The sequence below is a fragment of the Nostoc sp. genome, from assembly GCF_036917575.1.
GTDB lineage: Bacteria > Cyanobacteriota > Cyanobacteriia > Cyanobacteriales > Nostocaceae > Nostoc.
The window spans coordinates 106,035-127,941 of record NZ_JBALDC010000039.1 but is presented as its reverse complement, the minus strand read 5'-3'; the positions used below and the strand labels follow the sequence as shown (position 1 = coordinate 127,941).

Here is a 21,907-nt window from a genome sequence, read left to right as displayed (position 1 = left end):
AGTTGCGAAAAGCAGCGAAAGGGTCGCTAACTCAACGGTAGAGTACTCGGCTTTTAACCGATTAGTTCCGGGTTCGAATCCCGGGCGACCCATATTCAATAAAAAAATGCTTGCTAAGTCTTTGAGGATAAAAGTCGAGGCTAGCTATATTGCGATCAAAAAATTGTGAATGCGATCGCTCTGGGGAATAAAAAATTTTTGGATGAGCGACGCCGAATAGCCCGTCGTAGACATCGCTTTTTGCTGAAGATAAAAGAAAGATTACAAATTAATCGAAATTAACTGAGTTGTCTGCCTATTTCGGTGATTTTACAGTTACTTGTGCGATCGCGGCTTGTAGATACTGATTTATCATTGTTCGCTGTTAGATAGATACTTTTGTCCGTATTATCTTGTAGTTCTTAAGAAGAAACACAACTATAATTATACATTAATAATATTTAAATCATAAAAACTTAGATGTTAATTATTTAATACTTAAGGGAATACTAATTAAAGTTGTGTAAAGCTAACTCTTTTCCTTTTATAGGAACAAAAAAAGAGTATTTGAAACAGACAATAGTCAAGAATTTGGGTATGCCCTTTATCTATTAATTTAAGAAGTAAATTAATATGGAAAATTTTACAAGCGAGCAAGCTGAAGAAGCTTTGTTTCGCCTAGCGGCAATTGTAGAGTCCTCTGAGGATGCTATTATCAGCAAAACTTTAGATGGAGTAATTATTAGCTGGAATCTTGGTGCAGAAAGAATATTTGGCTATAAGGTAAAAGAAGTACTTGGTCAACCTGGGACAATAATTATTCCTACCGATCGCATCAATGAGGAAGCCCAAATTCTTCAGAAATTGAGGCAAGGAGAACGAGTTGAACATTTTGAAACCGTGCGTCAACACAAAGATGGGACACTGATTGATATCTCGCTGACAATTTCTCCGATTAAAAATCCGACAGGTACAATCATTGGTGTCTCTAAAATTGCTCGTGATATCAGTGCTGGTAAACAAGTTGAAAAAGCTTTGCAAGAGTCGGAAGCTCAGCTGCGTCAGAAAGCAACTGAGTTGGAAACTATTTTACTTGAACTGAAGCGAACGCAAACTCAGCTAGTGCAAAATGAGAAAATGTCTAGTTTAGGGCAGTTAGTCGCTGGGGTAGCGCATGAAATTAATAACCCAGTAAACTTTATCTATGCCAACCTCAAGCCTGCCAATGAGTATATTCAAGACCTATTAAGACTGCTGCGGTTGTATCAAAAGCATTATCCCAGTCCAGTGGCGGAAATCCAGTCCGAAAGCGAAGAGATCGACCTAGATTTCCTGCTAGAAGATTTGCCCAAGTTACTTTCCTCAATGGAAGTTGGAGCAGTGCGGATTCAAACGATTGTCCGCTCTTTACGGAACTTCTCTCGTATGGACGAAGCTGAGATTAAACAGGTCAACATTCATGAGGGCATTGATAGTACGCTGATGATTTTACAGCATCGCTTGAAAGGCAAGTTTGACCAGGAAATTAAAGTGGTTAAGAATTATGGCAACCTACCATTGGTTGAGTGCAAGGCTTCTCAACTGAACCAGGTATTTATGAATATCATTTGCAATGCAATCGATGCCCTTGAAGAACGAGATTTACAGCGTACATTTAGCGAGATTGAGCAACAGCCCAGTCAAATTCTGATTTGCACTAAGATGCTTGATTCACATCATGTACAGATTCGGATTGTAGATAACGGTCAAGGTATCCCAAAATTCGCTCAAGAACGATTGTTTGACCCATTCTTTACCACTAAGCCAGTTGGCAAGGGGACTGGATTGGGGTTGTCGATTAGCTACCAGATTATTACCGAGAAGCATAATGGCTCATTGCGGTGCTATTCCATACCCGATCGGGAAACCGAGTTTGTGATTGAGATCCCGATTCGACATAACTGTATAAACAATGTTTTATAAATTTAGGTATCTAATTTTACTTTAATACAGAACTTTTCGGTCTACTGAATTTGAAGACTTAGTAAGTCTTTGAAGATAAAAGTCGAGGCTAGATATATCGCTATCAAAAAAATTGTGAATGCGATCGCTCTGGGGAATAAAATTCTCACATGAGCGTAGGCGTAGCCCGTCGTAGACATCGCTTTTTGCTGAAGATAAAAAAAGATTACAGGTTAAGAGAAATTAACTACTTATTAGCGGATTTCAGTGATTTTACGGTTATTTAAATACGGGGTGAAGGTGAATAACTGAAAAAGGCATTCAGATTTTTATTAACAGAGTGCCATTCTGAACACAACACCAAACACAACAGACCAAGAAATTTATGACAAAGGTAAAAGTCGAATTAGTTGACGTTTATTGCCGAGATACCGAAGATGTAACCGGTGCTGACGATTTTTATCTCGTGGGTGGTTTGGTTGGAGGACAAACCACCAAGGCAATTCTGACAACTCCTTTTAAAATCAATGATAAACAAAGGAAATCTTTCAAACCAGACCAAGCCGTTTTATTTGAGGGCGAAATCCCACAAGGACAAAGCGTCAAAGGCGGACTAAAAGCTTACGACGAAGATTTTGGAAAAGACTGGAGTAAATACGGTCAGACAGTTGAACAGATTAGTACTGCTATTTCAGGTGCTATAGCAACAACAGGTTCACAAGGAGCTATTGCGGGAACCATACTTTCAGCAGCTACAGCCGTAGGAGGCATTTTTGCTAATTTACATAAAGATGACTTACTGGGTACTACCGAATTAGACATTTCCTCCACAGGACCCTCCCGTGAAGAGAGAACCTGGATAATGTCCAAAAAAGAGGGTAGTAATTGGTCTACCTGGGACTATACACTTACCTATCGTATTAGCCGTTCATAGAAAACTGATTAATATCAGTATAATTGCTGGATTTGTTAGGGTACATTACGAAGAAAGTTAACGTACCTTACCTAAGTGTTTATGCGATGTCTACAACGGGCTACGCCTATACTCTTTTTAATTGCAGTCAGAGTGTAGACCCAAAGCGGCTTGTCGTGAGACATCGCCCGTTTCGGGTAAAATTTCATTAATTCCATAAGCGACGCATAATCTAATCCCAAATGCAGCACTCAGGAGAAAACATCCTCAGAGCATTTGCCAGAAGTTAGTGCCTTTAGCTTAAAGCGATCGCTTATCGATCAGATTTTTAAAGCCAAGGTGCGATCGCTTTTAAATGACCAATTTTGGATACTGGGCTACCAAAGCTACTAGCTGTAGGGTAACTAAATGTACAGCAATACAGAGCAACTATGGCGGATAGTACAGCAGTATAGAACACATTTATAATAACGATGGCGTAAACTTTTTCAACATAGACACACGACACTAGTTATAATTTCCTATAAGTTGAAAAAACTCTTAAGATTTAGCGTGATTATTACGCTTCTTTCACACAAACTAGCTGACAACCACATTAGGAGGACTATTTATGGCGCTTGTACCACTGCGGCTGCTATTGGATCACGCAGCTGAAAACGGTTACGGCATCCCAGCTTTCAACGTTAACAATTTGGAGCAGATTCAGGCGATCCTGAAGGCTGCTGTCGAGACAGATAGCCCCGTGATTTTACAAGCTTCACGCGGCGCTCGTAATTATGCAGGAGAAAACTTTCTACGCCACCTGATTTTGGCAGCCGTAGAAACCTATCCTCATATTCCCATTGTCATGCACCAAGATCATGGTAATGCACCTTCTACCTGCTACTCAGCGATTAAGAACAACTTCACCAGCGTGATGATGGATGGTTCTTTAGAAGCTGATGCGAAAACTCCCGCTAGCTTCGAGTACAACGTCAATGTTACCCGCGAAGTTGTAAACGTAGCTCATGCTCTGGGTGTCAGCGTTGAAGGTGAACTCGGTTGTTTGGGTTCTCTAGAAACTGGTGCTGGTGAAGCTGAAGATGGTCACGGGTTTGAAGGTACACTCGACCACTCACAACTGCTAACCGACCCTGATGAAGCTGTTGACTTCGTAGAAGCAACCCAAGTAGACGCTTTGGCTGTTGCCATTGGCACAAGCCACGGTGCTTACAAGTTTACCCGCAAGCCGACTGGGGAAATTTTGGCTATCAGCCGCATTGAAGAAATTCACCGCCGTCTGCCTAACACCCACTTGGTAATGCACGGTTCTTCTTCTGTACCTGAAGATTTACTTGCACTGATTAACCAATATGGTGGTGAAATTCCTGAAACTTACGGTGTACCTGTAGAAGAAATCCAAAAAGGTATTAAGAGTGGTGTACGTAAAGTAAACATCGACACCGACAACCGTTTGGCAATTACTGCTGCTGTGCGTGAAGCTTTGGCTAAGAAACCAGAGGAGTTTGACCCCCGTCACTTCCTCAAGCCTTCCATTACATATATGCAGAAGGTTTGTGCTGAACGCTACCAGCAATTTGGCACAGCTGGCAACGCTAGTAAGATTAAGCAAATTTCTTTGGAAGACTTTGCTGCTAAGTATGCTAAAGGTGAACTTAACGTTGTTACCAAATCAGCGGCTAAAGTTTAATTTTGACAACAAATAAATTGGGGCACAGTACAGCTATGCTCTTCAAAAATAGAGGGTTTTAATGTTGTCAGAAACCGGGTATTTACCCGGTTTTTTATTTTATTCATTCAGGTTTAGGAATGGGGCATTGGGTATTAGTTATTTCCCTGCTCCCCAATAGCTAAAATACCCGATGCTGTAAAGAGGGCATTTGACGCCGGACTTGTTCGAGCCTAGTGGGCTTGATTTCTGCGATCGCAATTCCCGGTTTTTCTCCAGCATCGGCTAAAATTACACCCCAAGGGTCGATAATGACCGCGTGACCGTGGGTTAGACGACGGGCGTAGTTATTGCCCGTTTGGGCGGGAGCAATGACGTAGGCGGTATTTTCGATGGCTCTGGCTTGTAGTAGTACTTGCCAGTGGTCTTTACCTGTAAAAGCGGTAAAAGCGGCGGGAATAAAGATAACGTCGGCTCCCTTATCTGCCAGATGACGATACAGTTCTGGGAATCGGACATCATAACAAATAGAAAGCCCTAAATTACCGAGCTTTTCTGAAAAATATACGGGGGGTAGTTGCGTACCCGCCACAACTGTGCTGGACTCGCGGTAGGTGTTGCCGTCAGGGACATTAACATCAAATAGGTGTACTTTGTAGTAGCGGGCAAGCTCTTGACCACTGGGGTCGATAAGTAAAGTAGTGTTATAAACTCTGCCTGTATTATCTACAGGAAGTGGGAAACTGCCGCCCAAGATGGTAATTTGAAAGCGTTGAGCCATTTTTTTGAGAAATTTTTCACTTTCAAGAGCGATCGCATCACCTTGTGCGAGTTTATCTTTTTCTTCTCCCATATAGGAAAAGTTTTCAGGCAAACCTACCAATTCAGCACCTTGACGCACGGCAAGTTCTATTAATTCTTCTGCCTGTGCCAAGTTTTTCTGTAAATCGGACACACTGGTCAATTGAATAGCGGCGGCTAAATAAGACTTCATAGATTCAACAATGAACAGTTGATTTATGGAAGATAGATTATCAAAATATATCGCTACTTCAAAATCTGTGGAACTTAATTAGAAATGTGTAAGTGTTGCTTTTTTTTACAGCCTTGTTTTATTGCTGATCTTAATCTTCCTCTGGGTTCTAGCAAACTGAGCAAGATTAAGATTAGGTTGTGATTAAACTCCGATTAAAGCTACCTGCTGTGGATATTCCTATTCTCATTCAAACATTTATCGCTGTGTTTATTCTGGCAGATGCAGTGGGCAATATACCAATTGTTTTAGTTTTGACTAAGGGCATGATGCCAGACCAAAGAAACAAAGTTATAGATAAAGCAATTATCATTGCGATCGCAGTTCTTTTGCTATTTGCCTTTGCAGGGCAAGTAATTTTAAATTATTTGGAAATCAGTATCGGCTCTTTGCGAGTAGCAGGAGGACTATTGTTGCTGTTAATTGCTTTGCAAATGCTGCGGGGAGAATTAGATCAGCCGATTATTGAAGAAGGACGTGATGTCGCAATTACACCGCTAGCTTTACCGTTACTAGCGGGGCCGGGGACTTTGACGACGGTGATGTTACTGATGTCGAAATCACAGAGTCCGCATATTGGTGTTGTGGTGGGTATATTAGGGGCAATGTTTGTCACTTGGTTGATTTTGCGTTTGGCAAATCTGATTGAGCAGTGGATTGGTGCAGAAGGTGGAGTAATTGTAACTCAGCTTTTGGGCTTTCTGTTGGCGGCGCTAGCGGTAGAAATTGGTAGTGGGGGAATTAGGGAGTTATTTTTGAGCTAGAAAATTCCTAAAAATATTTTTAGACTGTATACAAATGTAAACAAGTTTGAGAGACAGGAAATTCGCACCTCTCAAACTTGTTTATGAAAATTAACTTAAAGTTAAAACAAAATGGATAACTCAAGAGGATTTTATTGCCGATTGAGTTTCAAAGATGCTTTTCAAGAGTGGAAGCTAATGTAGTTTTAGGCACAGCGCCGACCACCATATCCACTTTTTGTCCACCCTTAAAAATCATTAATGTGGGAATGCTGCGAATGCCGTACTGACTAGCAACATTCGGATTCTCATCTGTGTTGACTTTTACGACCTTTATTTGACCTTTGTACTGTTCGGAGATTTCATCGACAACAGGAGCTACCATACGGCATGGTCCGCACCAGGGTGCCCAAAAGTCAACTAAAACGGGTACATCGCTGTCGAGTACTTCTTGCTTGAAACTAGAATCGGTAACTTGTGCGGCTGTTGACATGCCTAAAACCTTCGCCAATAATATCTGAACTTGGTGAAAATTCTACCATAGCAAAAACCTCAGCTTGGGAGTGGGAGGATGTACATTTGCTAAGAAGCTCTCTTATTTTATTTACAAACATAAGGAACCGCCCGAACAGTAGTCCGGGCGGAGTGTGGTGTGAGGAGTGAACGGAAACATTCGTCTCCGCTATCTCTATTGTAAGGGACATATCGGATTTTTCCAGCAATTGTTTAGGGGGCCAGAAAAATTTATTGAAAGATTAAGGATTAGAATTAAAATAAATCTTTCCTAGTCCCCAGTCTGCAATTTTATTTCCCCATACCTAATTGTTGAGCTTTTTGGTAAACTTTACCCTCGGTTAATAAAGAAGGTGCAATCACAACTTCCACTTGCTGCATTTCTTTAATATTTTTCACTCCCAAAGTGCCCATACTAGTCTTTAAGGCTCCTACAAGATTGTGAGTGCCATCATCTAGCCCTGCTGGGCCAATGAGTATTTGCTCGAGGCTACCAGTAGTGGCTACGCGAATGCGAGTACCACGGGGCAAGACTGGGCTAGGAGTCGCCATACCCCAATGATAACCTCGTCCTGGGCCTTCTGCGGCTCTGGCAAAAGGGGAGCCAATCATTACACCATCAGCACCACAGGCGATGCATTTGCAAATATCACCACCGGTGATTAAACCGCCATCAGCAATAATCGGAATATAGTTGCCAGTTTCGTTGTAGTAATCATCTCGTGCTGCGGCACAATCTGCGATCGCAGTCGCCTGTGGCACACCTACACCCAATACCCCACGAGAAGTACAAGCCGCACCAGGCCCAATTCCCACCAGTACCCCAGCCGCCCCAGCTTTCAACAAATTCAACGTGACTTCGTAAGTCACGCAATTACCCAACACCACGGGGATGGGCATGGAACGGCAAAATTCTGCTAAATCAAGTGGTACTAAAGATTCTGGTGACAAATGTGCAGTAGAAACTACTGTAGCTTGGACAAAAAATAAATCTGCTCCCGCTTTTGCCACTACCTCACCATATTTACTTGCAGCGGCTGGAGTCGCACTCACTGCCGCAATGCCACCTTGTTGTTTAATTTCCTGAATACGTTGTTCAATTAATTCCGGTTTTATTGGTTCGGCATAGAGTTCTTGCATTAGGGCAACAAATTCATCTTTCCCCACAGAGGTAATCCGATCTAATATTGGCTCTGGATCGGCATAGCGAGTTTGAATACCCTCTAAGTTGAGGACACCTAATGCTCCTAACTGTGACAAACGTACAGCCATCCGAACATCTACTACACTATCCATAGCACTAGCAATTATCGGGATTTCTCGCTCAATATTGCCAATACGCCACTTAGTATCTGCCAAACTAGGGTCTAGTGTTCTGTTACCAGGGGCTAGAGCAATTTCATCTATTCCGTAAGCTCTGCGAGCTGTTTTTCCCCGCCCAAGTTGAATTTCCACGCTTTAACTTTACTCAAATCTGTTTAAGCTAGGGTATCAAATTGTGGGAAAATTTGGGGCGTTTTTTCCCGAACTATATTAAGTGACTAGTGACGGCGGTCACTAGTCATTTGGATTTTGAATTGGTCAAAATCCAAAATTAGTTTTATTTACCGTCTATTTTTAACGGCATCCACACCAGTGTAACCAGTTGCTAACCAAATAATCGCTCTAGCTCCATCACGAATAGATTTTTCGATAGATTCAGGGGGTTTTTCTGACGGCACTGGTACTGGTTTTAAATAAATACCCCGACTACCCAAAATAATTTCGCCAATGACGCAAGCCCGACGCATGTGGAAATCTGAAGTAATCAAATAAACGCTCTTAATGCCACGAGCTTGCAAATCATCTACCAAGGTAGTAAAATTAGTAACTGTATCTACTGCTTCATAATCCAAGTGTAAACGTTGAGGATCAACACCAGCTTTGGTAAACACTCTTTGGGTGAATGTACGTGGACTGCCGCCTGTAATCCAAATTGGTATATTTGGATGCTCGCGAACAAACTTTGCTGTAAATTTTTCTCGCTCTAAATGTCTCGTTGAACCACCTAACACTACAACTGCTTGCGGCTGCACAAATTGGTTTTGTACTTCTTTGTATCCCCACCATGTAATTATTGGTAGGACAAAAGCCATAAAACGAAAAGATTTATTTGTAAAGACTAGCTTATTCAAGGCTCAATAACTTAATTTACTTAGTACACAATTTTCTCTGGATATAAGAAAAAACAATTCATAGTAGAGTAGCAAACTTCTAAAGAATTTGCCCAAATATAAATTTGGTTGGTTTTCGTATAACAGCGCGATTAAGCGTGCTTGGAGTTTTTCCTCTAATTGATGTAATTGATGGATTATCCTAACCGATATCGGACGATTCATCAAAGGGTTCTAACCAGGGCAAACGCATCATGTCAATACAAAAAAGCACTCATAATATTTATGAGTGCTGAAATAATTAATTTTTAGAAGAATTATAACCTTTACAGAGATTCTAAATCATTAAGAGATGGGGCTGGAATTAAAAGTAATTCAAACCTGCTTCATACCAGGAACTACCATCGAAACCTACGGTATCAAGAAAGTTGCCTATAAATGCATACGATTCAAATGTAGAATCCGCAAAGCTATCATAATCAATGTAACCACCATTGACTTTGCTAGCATCTTCATCAGTGAGTGCGGTCAAGAAAGAGAAGTTTCCAATGTCCATAATTATCTCCTAAGTTTTAACTTTTTTCTTAACCAACGACGTAAATCTTGATATTTTTCTGTAGTCAAATAGCACTTAAATACAGAATATTGAACACGCTGCCCATAACCTGACAGTAAATTAGCTACCCTTTTACGTCGCTTCTCACAAAGAATATCATAACTTTCAAGAAACAAAATTGAAGAAATTTAACGATAAATAGAGAAAAAGGGTATTGAGAGGCTATTTATAAAGTAAATCTAAAGATAGCTGCGGATATGCGGACTTAGGCAAACTGGCAATGCTGTTACCTCATGAATTGCTATATAGGTAGAGCGACATAAATAATTGTAATTATGACAAGGCAGGAGGCAAGAGGTTTTTAGCTATTTTGCCCTTAATTCATATAGTTAAGTTTATTTGTGTCTTTCTACTTATATGAATTATCTAAATATAACGGGACTGGTGCGACTTGAACGCACGACCTGACGCTTAGGAGGCGTCCGCTCTATCCAACTGAGCTACAACCCCAACTGCGAAGCATATATAATTATAGCAGTAGTTTTAGGGAGACTGCCAATAATTATCCCAAGAGCCGCCGCCTACTTCTAAACCACAAAGAAAACTTTCCGCTTTTAGAATTATTTGAGATTTTCTCCCATTTAGTTCTCGTAACTCTAAATTTAGTTTTCCTTGCATAGTGTCCCGGCAACAGTATCTTAAACCTTCTGCTGTTGGCGCCCGTAGAGGTGTACCAGGTAAATTCGTGGTTCCGGTTAATTCAATTTCATAACTAGAGTTGGTAGCTTTCATTTGCCACCTACCCCAAGGCTGAATTTCCCACTCTACTTGTGAATTCCAGGGAACAAATTCATAAAACTTGCCTTGATGGTGCAGTCCAATCATCGCTACAGATTCCATCCACCACAACACACCCCGCCGTCCACCGCCAGCAGTTAATGCTAAGTCGGGTTCGCCCTGGAAGCAATTACAATTTATCCAAAACCATTTCTGCGGAAAAGCACCACCCCAATTTTTTTCTCCGTAAGCTGGGGCGTTAGTGAATTCGTAGATTTTGCCATTCCAGTCAATCTTCCCACTGGCTAAACCGTGAGCCATCAAAATTTGCCATCCAGGTTCAAAAATCTGCAAGAATGACAGCCAGCCTGCGGTTGATTGCTGAATGGCATTTTGATTGCCCCAACCGTATACTGGTTGAATTTCATACTGCCAATGGCAATAATTATTGGTGGCGGGTTCGCGAATTATTCCCTGATTCAAGGTGGCTGTAGCTTGATATCCTTCTTGGACATGATACTCAAATTCTGCTGGAAGTAAGTATAAAGGAGAAACTTGCAAATTATTTTTACCCCAATGACCTAAACCCAAAACATCCCGACTACCCCAAAATTTGTTGACATCAGGAAAGGTACGGCAGAGGTACTGATCATCCGGGCCGAGGATTTGAACTGCACCGCCACTGTAAGGTTTACCGCCGATGGGATCTTCAATGGAGTACATAAAGGCGAATGTTTGCCCAATTTCCGGCAGTGTGACGCGGTAATACCAGCCTTCAAAGAAGCGACGATTACTACCATCCCAGTGATAGCCAGAATGGGGTGTTTGGAGAGAATTTAAAGGAATAGTTAACATAGATTTATCTAATTGTCGATTTTTTCAGTATGCGCGACGATCGCTTCGATATTAATGATGCTTATGAAATTCTTGGGCTGAAACCTGGTGCATCTCAAGCACAGGCGAAGCGAACTTACCGTAAACTGGTGAAAATTTGGCATCCCGATCGCTTTGTCGATCAAAGGCAAAAACAGGAAGCTGAGGAAAAAATCAAATCAATCAACGCAGCTTACAACAGGCTCAAATCTGAAATTCCACCTGAGCCTCCTATTCCGGAAAATCCATCTTCATCTTCGCCTAAAAATCCCCCAAAAATATCTGTCAATCGTTGGGATGCAGAAACTTTCTATAATTTAGGAGTAGAAAATGCTACACAAAGCAGATATGAGGATGCGATCGCAGATTTTACCCATGCAATTCGTCTCAATCCTTACTATGTTGATGCATATAAATATCGTGGGCTAGTTTGCTCACAATTAGGATATGAATATAGAGCCGCTTCAGATTTAAATAAAGCTGCACAAATAGAAGAAGAGTTAAGAAATCCGGGGAATACCCGTAGATCGCGATCGCCTAGATATGTATCAAAACCTAGACCTTTGGTAGAAAGATTTTGTCAGAAAATAAAAAGTTTACTACGGCTAAATCGGCGTTGAAGATAAGGAGCGGATATAGTTTAATACTTCAGACGGCGATACTAGGGATGAAGTTAGATAATACTTATACTTGGGAATACTAAGTGTAATAAGATTTGCTGCTGATTTCTTAGTATTCATCGTATGAGCGATCGCTTCGATATAAATCATATTTACGATATCTTTGGGTTAAAACCAGGTGCATCTGCTGATGAGGTCAAGCGAGCTTACCGCCAGATGGCTAAAACTTGGCATCCAGATTGTTTTATTGAACCGCAGCAAAAGCTAGAAGCAGAAGAAAAAATCAAAGAAATCAATCAAGCTTATGTAAGATTAAAGTCTTATCAGCCAAATGAGACAAATCAATCTGCTTCCACTTCTACCAAAATTGATTTCACTGCATCTAACGCTGAAAGTTTCTACAAACTGGGCATGGAGAAAGCTCAAAAAGGAAAATATACTGAAGCAATTGAAAACTTTACCCAAGCGATTCGTCTCAACCCCAACTACTTTGAAGCCTACAAATACCGAGGGCTTGCTTGCTCGAAACTAGGATATGAAAATAGAGCCAAGTCAGATTTTAAAAATGCCATAGAACTGGAACTGAAACAGAAAAAAACATCGCCAAAGCCACCACCACCCAAACCTACATCACCGCCGCCAAAGCCACCAACGTCACCACCAACTCAATCTACATCGCAATCACCAAAGCCACCAACGCCACCAACGCCGCCACCACCACCCCAACCGACATCGCAACCACTAAAGCCACCAACGCCGCCACCACCTAAATCACAGTCTCAACCTTCACCCTGGAAATGTGTACACACCCTGACTCATCTGAACTGGGTTTTTACAACTGCAATCAGTCCAGATGGGCAAACTTTGGCTAGTGGAAGTAGTGATAATACTATCAAGATTTGGCATCTCGGCACAGGGAAATTACTACATACTCTCACTAGTCATACCAAATGGGTAAGATGCCTAACCTTTAGCCCAGATAGCCAAACTCTGGTTAGTGGCAGTGATGACAGCAGCATAATGATTTGGCAAATGTCTACAGGTAAATTACTCAAGACCTCAAAGTACATTCAACTCCAGTTTTTTCTGTAATCATTAGTCCAGATGGTCAAACTATCCTGAGTGGCGGTACAGACACTACTATCAAGATTTCCCATATAGAGATGGGGCAATTACTGGAAGTCCTCAAAGGTCATTCTGGCTTAGTTTATTCCCTTGCTATTTGCCTAAAACAACAGATTTTTGTCAGTGGTGGTGCGGATAATACCATTAAGCTGTGGAATTTGAAGAGTAACAAACTGCTGCAAACTCTTAACGGACATTCAGGTTGGGTGATGTGTGTTGCTATTAACCCTGATGGGCAAATTTTAGCTAGTGGCAGTTATGACCAAACTATCAAGCTATGGGATAGTAGTACAGGTAAGCTAATTAACACTCTTGCCGGACATCGCAGCTATATTTGTGCGATCGCCTTTAGTCCCGATGGTCAGCATCTTGTTAGCGGTAGTGCAGATCATACTGTGAAGCTATGGGATGTTAACACAGGACAAGAACTTTACACTTTGGATAACCATTCAGATTGGGTTAACTCTGTCGCTTTCAGTCCTGATGGCAAAACTTTGGTTAGCGGTAGTCGAGATATGACCATTAAGCTTTGGCGATGCGATATATAAAAACAAATTAAAAATTTAGAGAATTGCAGCAAATTATTAGATTTTTCGATCAATCCATTAACTGACAGTTTAATAACATCTATCTTTGGGATACTCTTTCTCTTGATTAAATATTAACTCTCTGGAGATAGAGCCACTTGTTTCAGGGCAGAGGTTATTCTGAGATTACCAACAGTTGAGTAGCAAATAAGACTCAAAATTTATCAGCAACATATATTTTCAGTTCATTAAAACCTTTTGTTTTCACAAAGCTTTAGTTAGTCAATATTTTAATCTGAGGAGTTAAATCAACCGCTATGTCTATTCCCAATAAACGCGAAATCAAAAACAGTGAAGTCAAGCAAGAATCTTACACTGATATTAATGGTAATACTCATACTGACTTGACACAAACCACTGAAACAGTCAAAAATAGCACAGCTAATCCCAACTCTTACACTAACGGTTACGTACAAGGTCGAAATGTTGAACGTAACTACCAGCAAGCAGATTTAGCCCAGCGTGATGAAAACAATGCTAGTGGTGGTTTGCTGTTGGGTATTATCATTACTTCCCTGCTTGGTTTGGTTATAGGTGGGGTTTGGTACTTCAACCAGAATAACGCAGCAGTTAACAATGCTGTGCCCGTCGTGGTTCCTGTACCGAGTAAGAGTAATCCAACTCCCAGTACATCTCCTCAACCACAAACGAAAATAATCGAAACAACTAAGGAAATCCCTGTTCCTGTTGCTGTTCCTGTTCCTGTTCCCCAACAGCAAATTGCACCTCCGTCTACACCTCGCCAACCGGATATTAACATTACTATTCCACCCCAGCAGCCTGCGGCAGAAAAAGCACCTTCTGTAACCCAGCCAGCCTCGAAAGCAACACAAAGTCCGGCTACGAGTTCAACTATTAATACTCCGACTACTAAGACTCCGACTTCGCAGAACGATAGTTCTACTGATACTGTTGCTCCAAGTACGAAAAGTGACACCTCTAAAACTACTACACCTCAGGGAGTAGACAAGTCAAGCAGTACATCTAATAGCGGTTCTTCTACCACAGGCGATTCTGCTCAATAACGAGTTCTGAACTTTCAGTCCACTTGGTAATGTTGTCGTAAATGCCAACATTACCAAGTGGGAAAATTTTTAAGTAATATTTCTGCATTATTGCAATAAATTAATGGTCTTCAAGTTTAGTAAAGGTGTCTTGTAGCTCAATAAGTTTCTGCTTTGAGTTTATGTATTTAGATTGCACTTTGACCAGTGAAAGCTGTAATTTTTCATTTGTCCTTTATCCTTTATTTAAACCAATGACCAATGACCAATGACCAATGACCAATGACTAATGACGAATTAAAGTAATTACAGTCACTTCCGGCGGACAAAATAAACGTCCTGGTTTATAAGTTCCTAAACCACGATTAACGTATAGTTGATTTTCTTCTACCTTGTGAAACCCTTGTGCCCATTCCCAATATCGCACTACTTTCGAGCAGTCTCCTAAGAAAAATATTACCCAACGCCGTAATTTTTTGGGAATTTGTTTTAGGAGCTTTTTATAATAAAGTACTACAGGCCCAATGCCAGGAATGACGATGTGACCACCGTGGGTATGACCTGATAGTTGCAAATCTACGCGCCATTGTTGCAATATCTTGGCTGTATCTGGGTTATGAGATAAAACGATGCGCGGTGTAAGCGAGTCTAGTTGATTCATGACTGGTGCGGGGTAGAATTCCCGTGACCAATAATCAGCTAGCCCTACTAGTGGTAATTCTTTTCCTAGTGGATAGGCGATTTCATTCCAAAGCACGTGAACCCCAATGCTAGTTAACGCCTGTGTAACTTCTACTTTGGAGTGGCTGTAATAGATATCGTGGTTCCCAAGTACGGCGTAGATACCACAGCGACTTTGCAGATGTTTGAGTCGAAGCACCAATTGCCGGATTGGCGTAGGATCGTCAGTTACGTAGTCACCAGTTAATAGAATTAAATCTGGTTCAGCTTCGTTAGTAAGTGCGATCGCTCTTTCTAACATATCTTCTGACAGTCGCAAACCATCGTAGTGAAAATCTGACAACTGTACTAACGTTGTACCTTGTAAAGATGCAGGAAGTTCCGCAATCTTAACTGTTATTTTATCTACTCTTAAATGTCCTGTAAACAACCAATGCATAAGTCAACCGATACTCCTCATACCAGCGCTTACAGCTTACCAAAAATAAAAATGTAACTTGATAAAATGCAATAATTTATGTTATCTACTCCAGATACAATTAATTCATTGATTTAAATTATCCGATTAAAGTAAGCAGGTTCTAACTAAATTTGCAAGCACTCATTAGCCAGAATACCTGCTATAATTGCGTTATTTGATTTTAAATTTGGAATTACCTACTCACCTTGTAGGGTAATTATAGTAACTTCTGGGCGGCAAAATAAGCGTCCTGGGAGGTAAGTTCCCAAACCACGATTGACATATAGCTGATTTTTACCTAGCCGATGCAAACCCTGCGTCCATTCCCAATGCTTGACTACAGAAACATTTACTTGTAAAAACGGGAATCGACGCCGCACTTTTCTGGGTATTTTTTTTACAAGCTTTTCGTAAAACAACGCCGCAGGACCAATTCCGGGAATCACGATTTGACCACCGTGAGTATGACCAGATAATTGTAAATCGACTCGCCATGCTTGTAAAATCTCGGCAGTATCTGGGTTGTGGGATAAAACGATGCAGGGTGTGTCAGAGTTTAGCTGGTTCATAACTGGTGCGGGGTAGAATTCCCGTGACCAATAATCAGCAAGTCCAACTAGTGGTAATTCTTTTCCTAGTGGATAAGCAATTTCGTTCCAAAGGACGTGAATTCCAATACTAGTAAGGGCTTTTGTAACTTCGGCTTTTGCCTGTTTGTAATAAATATCGTGATTGCCAAGAATAGCATAGATACCACTGCGACTTTGGAGATTTTTGAGTCGAAGTACCAGTTGGTGAATTGGCGTCGGTTCGTCAGTTATGTAGTCACCAGTTAATAAAATTAAATCTGGTTCAGCTTCGTTAGTAAGTGCGATCGCTTTTTCTAACATCTCTTCCGACAGCCGCAAACCATCGTAGTGAAAATCTGATAAATGCACCAGCTTCTTACCTTGTAACGATGCAGGCAACCCTGCAATGTTAACCGTCAATTTCTCTATACTCAACGGTCCAGATAACAACCAATGCATAAGACGTTCAATAAAGCTCAATCATAGCGTTTACAGCTTAACTGAACATTGTTGGTTTGTGTGTAGCGACCAGAGCAACTTATTGAAAATTTTATGAAAGCTGTATATTTTAGTGTATTTATACTTAGTTAAAATCAGACGTAACTTTGCTGTTAATTATGTGAGTTTATTTGGGTAAAGTATATTGTATTACATACTACCACGTTGAACCAAAACGTCTAAGGCTGTTTATGTCGTCATTATTAGAGCCACAATTTATCCAGGATTTTACCCACTTTGAGCAGCACGTAGCAAAATTGCTCCATAAAGCAGATTGGACAGTTGAAACTGCAAAGACCAATCAACCTGGCTATGATCTAGTGGTTAAAAAAGGAAACCTAGTTGGTGTTGTTCAGGTGAAATGGCTAAGAAGTAACGTAGCAGCACCACAGCTTTTAAAGTTTGCTGACTTTTTAGATTCTGACGAAGGCAAAAAATTTAATTTTGGTTGGTTCATAACTACAAAAGGATTTAGCGGCCCAGCATTGGCATTAATGAGAACCTGGGGTAAAGATACTAAAATTCGCTGTGGGATTGCCCATGAAAATAAGTTGGTTGGGATTGATGGTGATTACGTCATTGGGGGTAGAGAGAATCTTGAACCTCCCGAAGGAACTACGCCAAAAAAAGTTTATTTTGGAGTTTTTACCTGTAAAGGCGGAGTAGGAAAAACAACTGTAGCAGGTCATTTAGCAGGAGCATTAGCACTGCAAGGATTTAATGTAGCACTTGTGGATTTAGACCCAGAACAAAATCTGCAAAAATTAGTAGGTGATGGGGTTTTTGTTCCCAATCCTAAAGGGGTAGGTACAACTATTCAAGTTTTTGATGGAAATGATTGGGATGAAGATGCTGCCCGTGACTGTCAAATAGTAATTTGCGATTGCTCACCAGCATTAGAGCGTAATCCCCTAAAGCTAGTTAAGCGATTAGATTATTGTATTATCCCAACAACCTTCAATCCATTGGGAATAAATAAGCATGGTAAAGTTATTCAAGATACTGTTAAAAAAATACGTGAAATCAATAATCTAACTCATTTATTTGTATTAGTTAACAACTTTAAAGACCCTGGTATTAAGCGCTTAAAGCTTTTAAAACAAGTCTATTCTAATGCTTATAAAGAAATTAGTAGAATAGATAAAAAATTTCATTGTATAGATCCAGAAGAAGTTTGTATTCGGACTAGCGACTTACTTTACTACTGGGGTATACATATACTCGAAAATCCAGAAAATCCTGGCAGTAGATTAGCCTTTGATTTAGTTGGGGGAAGATGCTACCCGCGTGAAGATTTTATCAACTTAGCAGATTATATTGAAAGAGAAGCTGGTATAGGAGTTCTTAGAGCTAATTAAGACTTGTTAAGATAAGTTTGCACTTAGCGATCGCTAATCTTGCTATAAAATTTTTACTAATATTTGTCCAAAAATTGAGCCTAATACAGAAATTTTCCTCTAACCTGACAGGTAGAAAAGTTAAAAGGAACGTTATAATGCACCTAATAATGGAAAAAGCTTGAGGTTAAGTCTATATTGGACTCAACCGAGAACCGATATAACGACAAAACAGCGCTAGACTTATGACAGACTAGCGCTATTTGTTTAATTTAATTCACAGTTAAAAATAGTTAAATGAATTTGTTAAATCTTTGTGATTGATTCATCACAATTTTTTATACAGCACTGCGGTTGGTTATTAAATTCCACAAGAAAACTGCAACAATCGCACCAAGAACTGCTACTGCAATACCTGGAATACTAAAACCAGGAGCGGCTAGAGCTAAGGTTCCCGTACTGAAGAATACACCTAAACTACCACCAACAAAAGCACCGACAATTCCTAATACAATCGTTCCTATAATTCCACCACCTTGATGACCAGGGTAGATAGCTTTTGCGATCGCACCAGCAATTAGACCTAAAACAATCCAAGCAAGAATATTCATTGTTTTTAAGTTGGTAAACGTTTTCGACTTACATTACATTTATATTAACGATCTTCATTTCAGACCTAATCTACCATCAGAATTAATTATAAATATCCATTAGGAATAGTTTAATTGCTACTATATCGCGGCTACCATCCTAGTTAAGACAAGTTAGCTATGGGTAGGCGTAACAGCCGTTTTCTGAGAATTTGCCAATATTCTAAACTGTCTGATCGCTGCCATATTAGCCATTTGAAGTAGATAGTCAATTAAAAAAAAGCTCCTAGTAGGTCTTTTACTAGGGGCTTATGCAAACTATTGCTTGGTAATTGCAGTATATGCATTTTTAATTAGCTCTCTCCTCTACTAGAAGAATTAAGCTGAGTTTTTATAGACTGTTTCTAAAGTAATGTAAAGGAAACAAAATCGGGCGATTGAGACGATCACCTATTCCTTTGCAACTTCATGTCCATCTCAATGATTGCTACCAATGACTTGATGGCTGAGAAATGAGAACAGTCTGCGGTAATACCAATGCATACTTAGAAAAATCAGACTTACTAAGGTTAGCAGCATAACGCCGATAATCGTTGTATATGGCTTAGTGCGCCACCAAAAGCTATTTGCACCTAATTGCACAAGCTTCCATAAGTTAGTTATATCAGCGCTTTTAGAATCGTGAATGGTGATTGGTAAGGATGCTACTGTGTTTTGTCGTGCAATTGTCATTTGAATTACTCCTTTAAACCCAAATACTGGGGTATATATTTTAAAATACGGTAAATCGATAGAGTATTTGTTGTTTGTATAATATCTCATAGCCTGATGCAATAAGCAAGTTTTAAGGGGATTGGGAATCGGGTAAAAAAGCGAGATTCCCCACTCAGAACTCTTGAGGGGCATTGGGCATTAGTATTAAAAATTAGGTATTTACTAGATTGAATCTCTAGTCCCAATCCCTACTCCCAGTCCCCAATCTCTAGTCAAAATGCCTAATGAAATTTGGTTATCACAGTTGCAAAAACACCGAGCGATCGCAGTTATCCGCGCCCCTAAAATCGAAATAGGGCAGCAAATGGCAATGGCTGTAGCATCTGGGGGAATGCAGCTGATTGAGATTACCTGGAATAGCGATCGCGCCGGGGAATTAATCAGTCAACTACGTTCGGAATTACCAACTTGTATCATTGGCACTGGTACGCTATTTAATATGCAGCAGTTAGAAGATGCGATCGCATCTGGGGCGCAATTCCTCTTCACACCCCACGTTGATTCGGCAATGATTCAAGCAGCACAAGAAAAAAATGTGCCTATCATACCAGGAGCGCTGACTCCTACAGAAATTGTTACCGCTTGGAGTCAGGGTGCTAGTTGTGTAAAAGTGTTTCCGGTGCAGGCAGTGGGAGGGGCTAATTATATCAAAAGTTTGCAAGGGCCATTGGGTGAGATACCTTTAATTCCTACTGGCGGCGTGACTCTCGAAAATGCTAAAGAATTTTTGCAAGCTGGAGCGATCGCTGTTGGTTTGAGCGGGGAATTATTTCCTAAAAAGCTTGTTACAGAGGGAAATTGGTTAGCGATCGCAAATCAGGCAAAAAATCTAATGCAACAGTTGAGTTAACTTAGAATCAAATCATCAAAATTCACGTCTATTGAAGTAATAGATAGGGAAATAAGGGTGAAAACCGATGGGTTTCTCTAAACCCGATAATTTGAGTGTAAGTGTATCTAAAATGAAAAGACAAATTTCTCCTGACTGGGTGCGTCGCTTACAAATAATCCTCACTGGTACAGTACTATCCTTAAGTGTTTTTACTACTACTGGAACCAGTGAAGTTTGGGCGAATTCTAAAAATCAAGTAATTGCCCAAAAAATCCAGACATTACAACAATCAAATCAGCGCTGGATTCAAATTAACCTTACAAAGCAACGATTAATAGCTTGGCAAGGTGACAAAGTAGTTTATGGAAGTGCTATTTCCTCTGGCAAAAAAGCCACTCCTACTCTTGTTGGTACTTTTAAAATTCAATCCAAGTTTAAAACTACGCGAATGCAGGGAGAAAACTACAATGTTCCCAACGTTCCTTATGCGATGTTTTACCAAGGTAATTACGCTATTCACGGAGCTTTCTGGCATAAAAGATTTGGTACTCCAGTAAGTCACGGCTGTGTGAATATTGCACCTAAACATGCAAAATGGCTATTTGAGTGGGCATCAGTAGGGACACCAATAGTCATTCAGAAATAATAGGTGAAGCAGCCAAAAGGCAATTTAGGTAAAATCATAAATAACAATAAATCAAGACAATTAAGTAATTCCCAGCAATATTTTATGCTGGGAATCTTCGGAGTCGGAATTACTGAATTTGAAATAAAATCTAGAAAAGGGTATTTAACAAGTTGCCCAAAAAATCAGCGAAAATCCTGACAACTCCTTTACGAAATTACAAATGCAAATATGAACTTGGGGAAAGTTAGTATTTAAGCATTTAAATGACAGATTTTTGTCAAGATTGTCCTTTGTAATTAGTCATTGCTCATTAGTCACTAGTTAGAACTCATCATTTAATTATGCACAAATAACAAATGTGTAAATTGGATGCGGATTAACTTAGGACTTGTGTCGAGAAGCATTAGCGGATGAATTGCGTAAATCCTTCACAGAAAGTAAGTAGTCGATTTGGAATTTTGTAGTTTTCCAGAAAATTACTTCACTTGATGATTTTGCGTAGTTTAGAAGATGAGGCATAATGCAAACTGGGATTCGTTCTTCAAGAACTTTTTGTACAGGTATGGCGCTAATGGTAGTGACTTTATTCTCTTGGTCATCACCGCTTACAGTTATACCCAACTCGACTACAGCAACAGCCACCTTAGTCGATCAAAACAGCACTAATAGTATTAACCAACTTCGCTGGATTGAAATTGATTTGTCTGAACAACGTTTACGTGCATGGGAAGGTCATAAACTTGTTTATTCATACCTCATTTCTGGAGGTAAGCGATCGACTCCTACACCCATAGGTAGATTTCGGATTAATTCTAAGTATCGTATTCACCGGATGCGAGGCAGAGGCTACAATATTCCTGACGTTCCTTACACAATGTATTTCTATAGAGGGTATGCCATCCACGGGGCTTATTGGCATAACCGTTTTGGGACTCCAGTCAGTCATGGTTGCGTAAATTTACCTGTTAAACAAGCTCGCAATCTTTACAACTGGGCTTCAACAGGAACTTTAGTAGTAGTGCGGAGATAATCAGTAATTTGTAATCAATATC

25 protein-coding genes and 2 tRNA genes are annotated in these 21,907 nt (G+C 40.3%); 13 read left to right on the top strand and 14 right to left on the bottom strand.

What is annotated here, in order from left to right; genetic code table 11:
• Positions 1 to 20: 20 nt before the first annotated feature.
• Together V7K79_RS09270 and V7K79_RS09265 are read left to right on the top strand one after the other, a co-directional pair.
• Positions 21 to 92 (top strand) — tRNA-Lys (locus V7K79_RS09270).
• A gap of 520 nt (positions 93 to 612) precedes the next feature.
• The gene (locus tag V7K79_RS09265; RefSeq protein WP_335046836.1) at positions 613 to 1,941 is read left to right on the top strand and encodes a PAS domain S-box protein; all 1,329 of its coding nucleotides are present in this window, start codon (positions 613 to 615) and stop codon (positions 1,939 to 1,941) included.
• Positions 1,942 to 1,982: 41 nt separating this feature from the next.
• Here V7K79_RS09265 and V7K79_RS09260 read toward each other — a convergent pair whose 3' ends face one another.
• The gene (locus V7K79_RS09260) at positions 1,983 to 2,120 is read right to left on the bottom strand and encodes a hypothetical protein (protein ID WP_335046835.1); all 138 of its coding nucleotides are present in this window, start codon (positions 2,118 to 2,120) and stop codon (positions 1,983 to 1,985) included.
• Positions 2,121 to 2,305: 185 nt separating this feature from the next.
• Here V7K79_RS09260 and V7K79_RS09255 point away from each other — a divergent pair, with 185 nt between their 5' ends.
• Positions 2,306 to 2,854 carry a hypothetical protein gene (locus V7K79_RS09255; protein WP_335046832.1) on the top strand — a complete coding sequence of 183 codons (549 nt, stop codon included), beginning with the start codon at positions 2,306 to 2,308 and terminating at the stop codon, positions 2,852 to 2,854.
• A gap of 307 nt (positions 2,855 to 3,161) precedes the next feature.
• Here V7K79_RS09255 and V7K79_RS09250 read toward each other — a convergent pair whose 3' ends face one another.
• A complete protein-coding gene (locus V7K79_RS09250) occupies positions 3,162 to 3,341 on the bottom strand; it encodes a hypothetical protein (protein ID WP_335046830.1) in 180 nt (59 codons plus the stop codon).
• Between the two features lie 102 nt (positions 3,342 to 3,443).
• On the opposite strand from V7K79_RS09250, the gene fba reads away from it, so the two are divergent.
• Positions 3,444 to 4,523 (top strand): class II fructose-bisphosphate aldolase, encoded by a 1,080-nt coding sequence (gene fba, locus V7K79_RS09245; RefSeq protein WP_335046828.1) that lies wholly within the window; start codon positions 3,444 to 3,446, stop codon positions 4,521 to 4,523.
• A 160-nt stretch (positions 4,524 to 4,683) separates the two neighbouring features.
• On the opposite strand, the gene V7K79_RS09240 is transcribed toward fba, so the two are convergent.
• Complete coding sequence (locus V7K79_RS09240) at positions 4,684 to 5,496, bottom strand: carbon-nitrogen hydrolase family protein (protein ID WP_335046826.1); 813 nt, start codon at positions 5,494 to 5,496, stop codon at positions 4,684 to 4,686.
• A 209-nt stretch (positions 5,497 to 5,705) separates the two neighbouring features.
• On the opposite strand from V7K79_RS09240, the gene V7K79_RS09235 reads away from it, so the two are divergent.
• A complete protein-coding gene (locus V7K79_RS09235; RefSeq protein WP_335047049.1) occupies positions 5,706 to 6,299 on the top strand; it encodes a MarC family protein in 594 nt (197 codons plus the stop codon).
• Between the two features lie 148 nt (positions 6,300 to 6,447).
• On the opposite strand, the gene trxA is transcribed toward V7K79_RS09235, so the two are convergent.
• The 7 genes from trxA to V7K79_RS09200 form a co-directional block, all read right to left on the bottom strand.
• The gene (trxA, locus tag V7K79_RS09230) at positions 6,448 to 6,771 is read right to left on the bottom strand and encodes a thioredoxin (protein WP_104909616.1); all 324 of its coding nucleotides are present in this window, start codon (positions 6,769 to 6,771) and stop codon (positions 6,448 to 6,450) included.
• Between the two features lie 311 nt (positions 6,772 to 7,082).
• A complete protein-coding gene (locus V7K79_RS09225) occupies positions 7,083 to 8,246 on the bottom strand; it encodes a GuaB3 family IMP dehydrogenase-related protein (protein ID WP_335046825.1) in 1,164 nt (387 codons plus the stop codon).
• Positions 8,247 to 8,395: 149 nt separating this feature from the next.
• Positions 8,396 to 8,926, bottom strand: coding sequence for a YdcF family protein (locus tag V7K79_RS09220; protein ID WP_335046823.1), 531 nt, complete (start codon positions 8,924 to 8,926; stop codon positions 8,396 to 8,398).
• Between the two features lie 382 nt (positions 8,927 to 9,308).
• Complete coding sequence (locus V7K79_RS09215; RefSeq protein WP_335046822.1) at positions 9,309 to 9,476, bottom strand: hypothetical protein; 168 nt, start codon at positions 9,474 to 9,476, stop codon at positions 9,309 to 9,311.
• Between the two features lie 26 nt (positions 9,477 to 9,502).
• Positions 9,503 to 9,676, bottom strand: a complete 174-nt coding sequence (gene cas2 / locus V7K79_RS09210; RefSeq protein ID WP_335046819.1) for a CRISPR-associated endonuclease Cas2 — start codon at positions 9,674 to 9,676, stop codon at positions 9,503 to 9,505.
• 260 nt (positions 9,677 to 9,936) lie between these two features.
• Positions 9,937 to 10,010: transfer RNA gene (locus V7K79_RS09205), tRNA-Arg, on the bottom strand.
• A 33-nt stretch (positions 10,011 to 10,043) separates the two neighbouring features.
• Entirely contained in the window at positions 10,044 to 11,132 is a 1,089-nt protein-coding gene (locus V7K79_RS09200) for a tocopherol cyclase family protein (protein ID WP_335046816.1), read from the bottom strand.
• A gap of 29 nt (positions 11,133 to 11,161) precedes the next feature.
• On the opposite strand from V7K79_RS09200, the gene V7K79_RS09195 reads away from it, so the two are divergent.
• From V7K79_RS09195 to V7K79_RS09180, 4 genes are all read left to right on the top strand, one after another.
• Positions 11,162 to 11,770, top strand: coding sequence for a DnaJ domain-containing protein (locus V7K79_RS09195; RefSeq protein WP_335046814.1), 609 nt, complete (start codon positions 11,162 to 11,164; stop codon positions 11,768 to 11,770).
• Between the two features lie 123 nt (positions 11,771 to 11,893).
• Positions 11,894 to 12,862: a DnaJ domain-containing protein gene (locus tag V7K79_RS09190; RefSeq protein ID WP_335046812.1), complete on the top strand. Its 969-nt coding sequence runs from the start codon at positions 11,894 to 11,896 to the stop codon at positions 12,860 to 12,862.
• Between the two features lie 71 nt (positions 12,863 to 12,933).
• Positions 12,934 to 13,443, top strand: a complete 510-nt coding sequence (locus tag V7K79_RS09185; RefSeq protein ID WP_335046810.1) for a WD40 repeat domain-containing protein — start codon at positions 12,934 to 12,936, stop codon at positions 13,441 to 13,443.
• Positions 13,444 to 13,739: 296 nt separating this feature from the next.
• Complete coding sequence (locus V7K79_RS09180; RefSeq protein ID WP_335046808.1) at positions 13,740 to 14,507, top strand: hypothetical protein; 768 nt, start codon at positions 13,740 to 13,742, stop codon at positions 14,505 to 14,507.
• 265 nt (positions 14,508 to 14,772) lie between these two features.
• On the opposite strand, the gene V7K79_RS09175 is transcribed toward V7K79_RS09180, so the two are convergent.
• Both V7K79_RS09175 and V7K79_RS09170 read right to left on the bottom strand, forming a co-directional pair.
• The gene (locus tag V7K79_RS09175; RefSeq protein ID WP_335046806.1) at positions 14,773 to 15,606 is read right to left on the bottom strand and encodes a metallophosphoesterase; all 834 of its coding nucleotides are present in this window, start codon (positions 15,604 to 15,606) and stop codon (positions 14,773 to 14,775) included.
• 218 nt (positions 15,607 to 15,824) lie between these two features.
• Positions 15,825 to 16,655 (bottom strand): metallophosphoesterase, encoded by an 831-nt coding sequence (locus V7K79_RS09170; RefSeq protein ID WP_335046805.1) that lies wholly within the window; start codon positions 16,653 to 16,655, stop codon positions 15,825 to 15,827.
• 230 nt (positions 16,656 to 16,885) lie between these two features.
• Here V7K79_RS09170 and V7K79_RS09165 point away from each other — a divergent pair, with 230 nt between their 5' ends.
• On the top strand, positions 16,886 to 18,052 hold the full coding sequence (locus tag V7K79_RS09165) for a nucleotide-binding protein (RefSeq protein WP_335046803.1): 1,167 nt from the start codon (positions 16,886 to 16,888) through the stop codon (positions 18,050 to 18,052).
• A gap of 317 nt (positions 18,053 to 18,369) precedes the next feature.
• On the opposite strand, the gene V7K79_RS09160 is transcribed toward V7K79_RS09165, so the two are convergent.
• Positions 18,370 to 18,642, bottom strand: a complete 273-nt coding sequence (locus tag V7K79_RS09160; protein WP_335046801.1) for a GlsB/YeaQ/YmgE family stress response membrane protein — start codon at positions 18,640 to 18,642, stop codon at positions 18,370 to 18,372.
• 456 nt (positions 18,643 to 19,098) lie between these two features.
• Positions 19,099 to 19,353: a hypothetical protein gene (locus V7K79_RS09155; RefSeq protein ID WP_335046799.1), complete on the bottom strand. Its 255-nt coding sequence runs from the start codon at positions 19,351 to 19,353 to the stop codon at positions 19,099 to 19,101.
• A gap of 259 nt (positions 19,354 to 19,612) precedes the next feature.
• On the opposite strand from V7K79_RS09155, the gene V7K79_RS09150 reads away from it, so the two are divergent.
• The 3 genes from V7K79_RS09150 (at position 19,613) to V7K79_RS09140 (ending at position 21,885) form a co-directional block, all read left to right on the top strand.
• Positions 19,613 to 20,245, top strand: coding sequence for a bifunctional 4-hydroxy-2-oxoglutarate aldolase/2-dehydro-3-deoxy-phosphogluconate aldolase (locus tag V7K79_RS09150; protein WP_335046798.1), 633 nt, complete (start codon positions 19,613 to 19,615; stop codon positions 20,243 to 20,245).
• A gap of 112 nt (positions 20,246 to 20,357) precedes the next feature.
• Positions 20,358 to 20,873, top strand: coding sequence for a L,D-transpeptidase (locus V7K79_RS09145; RefSeq protein ID WP_335047047.1), 516 nt, complete (start codon positions 20,358 to 20,360; stop codon positions 20,871 to 20,873).
• A 502-nt stretch (positions 20,874 to 21,375) separates the two neighbouring features.
• On the top strand, positions 21,376 to 21,885 hold the full coding sequence (locus tag V7K79_RS09140; protein ID WP_335046796.1) for a L,D-transpeptidase: 510 nt from the start codon (positions 21,376 to 21,378) through the stop codon (positions 21,883 to 21,885).
• The last annotated feature ends 22 nt before the right edge of the window (positions 21,886 to 21,907 follow it).

What these genes read in the sequence shown, in the direction of transcription:
- V7K79_RS09155 (WP_335046799.1), bottom strand. Translation starts at nt 19,353, where the DNA reads ATGACAATTGCACGACAAAACACAGTAGCATCCTTACCAATCACCATT.
- V7K79_RS09260 (WP_335046835.1), bottom strand. Translation starts at nt 2,120, where the DNA reads ATGTCTACGACGGGCTACGCCTACGCTCATGTGAGAATTTTATTCCCC.
- V7K79_RS09190 (WP_335046812.1), top strand. Translation starts at nt 11,894, where the DNA reads ATGAGCGATCGCTTCGATATAAATCATATTTACGATATCTTTGGGTTA.
- V7K79_RS09255 (WP_335046832.1), top strand. Translation starts at nt 2,306, where the DNA reads ATGACAAAGGTAAAAGTCGAATTAGTTGACGTTTATTGCCGAGATACC.
- V7K79_RS09200 (WP_335046816.1), bottom strand. Translation starts at nt 11,132, where the DNA reads ATGTTAACTATTCCTTTAAATTCTCTCCAAACACCCCATTCTGGCTAT.
- V7K79_RS09265 (WP_335046836.1), top strand. Translation starts at nt 613, where the DNA reads ATGGAAAATTTTACAAGCGAGCAAGCTGAAGAAGCTTTGTTTCGCCTA.
- V7K79_RS09175 (WP_335046806.1), bottom strand. Translation starts at nt 15,606, where the DNA reads ATGCATTGGTTGTTTACAGGACATTTAAGAGTAGATAAAATAACAGTT.
- V7K79_RS09150 (WP_335046798.1), top strand. Translation starts at nt 19,613, where the DNA reads ATGCCTAATGAAATTTGGTTATCACAGTTGCAAAAACACCGAGCGATC.
- V7K79_RS09145 (WP_335047047.1), top strand. Translation starts at nt 20,358, where the DNA reads ATGAAAAGACAAATTTCTCCTGACTGGGTGCGTCGCTTACAAATAATC.
- trxA (WP_104909616.1), bottom strand. Translation starts at nt 6,771, where the DNA reads ATGTCAACAGCCGCACAAGTTACCGATTCTAGTTTCAAGCAAGAAGTA.
- V7K79_RS09140 (WP_335046796.1), top strand. Translation starts at nt 21,376, where the DNA reads ATGCAAACTGGGATTCGTTCTTCAAGAACTTTTTGTACAGGTATGGCG.
- V7K79_RS09170 (WP_335046805.1), bottom strand. Translation starts at nt 16,655, where the DNA reads ATGCATTGGTTGTTATCTGGACCGTTGAGTATAGAGAAATTGACGGTT.
- V7K79_RS09185 (WP_335046810.1), top strand. Translation starts at nt 12,934, where the DNA reads ATGGGGCAATTACTGGAAGTCCTCAAAGGTCATTCTGGCTTAGTTTAT.
- fba (WP_335046828.1), top strand. Translation starts at nt 3,444, where the DNA reads ATGGCGCTTGTACCACTGCGGCTGCTATTGGATCACGCAGCTGAAAAC.
- V7K79_RS09240 (WP_335046826.1), bottom strand. Translation starts at nt 5,496, where the DNA reads ATGAAGTCTTATTTAGCCGCCGCTATTCAATTGACCAGTGTGTCCGAT.
- V7K79_RS09195 (WP_335046814.1), top strand. Translation starts at nt 11,162, where the DNA reads ATGCGCGACGATCGCTTCGATATTAATGATGCTTATGAAATTCTTGGG.
- V7K79_RS09160 (WP_335046801.1), bottom strand. Translation starts at nt 18,642, where the DNA reads ATGAATATTCTTGCTTGGATTGTTTTAGGTCTAATTGCTGGTGCGATC.
- V7K79_RS09220 (WP_335046823.1), bottom strand. Translation starts at nt 8,926, where the DNA reads ATGGCTTTTGTCCTACCAATAATTACATGGTGGGGATACAAAGAAGTA.
- V7K79_RS09165 (WP_335046803.1), top strand. Translation starts at nt 16,886, where the DNA reads ATGTCGTCATTATTAGAGCCACAATTTATCCAGGATTTTACCCACTTT.
- V7K79_RS09180 (WP_335046808.1), top strand. Translation starts at nt 13,740, where the DNA reads ATGTCTATTCCCAATAAACGCGAAATCAAAAACAGTGAAGTCAAGCAA.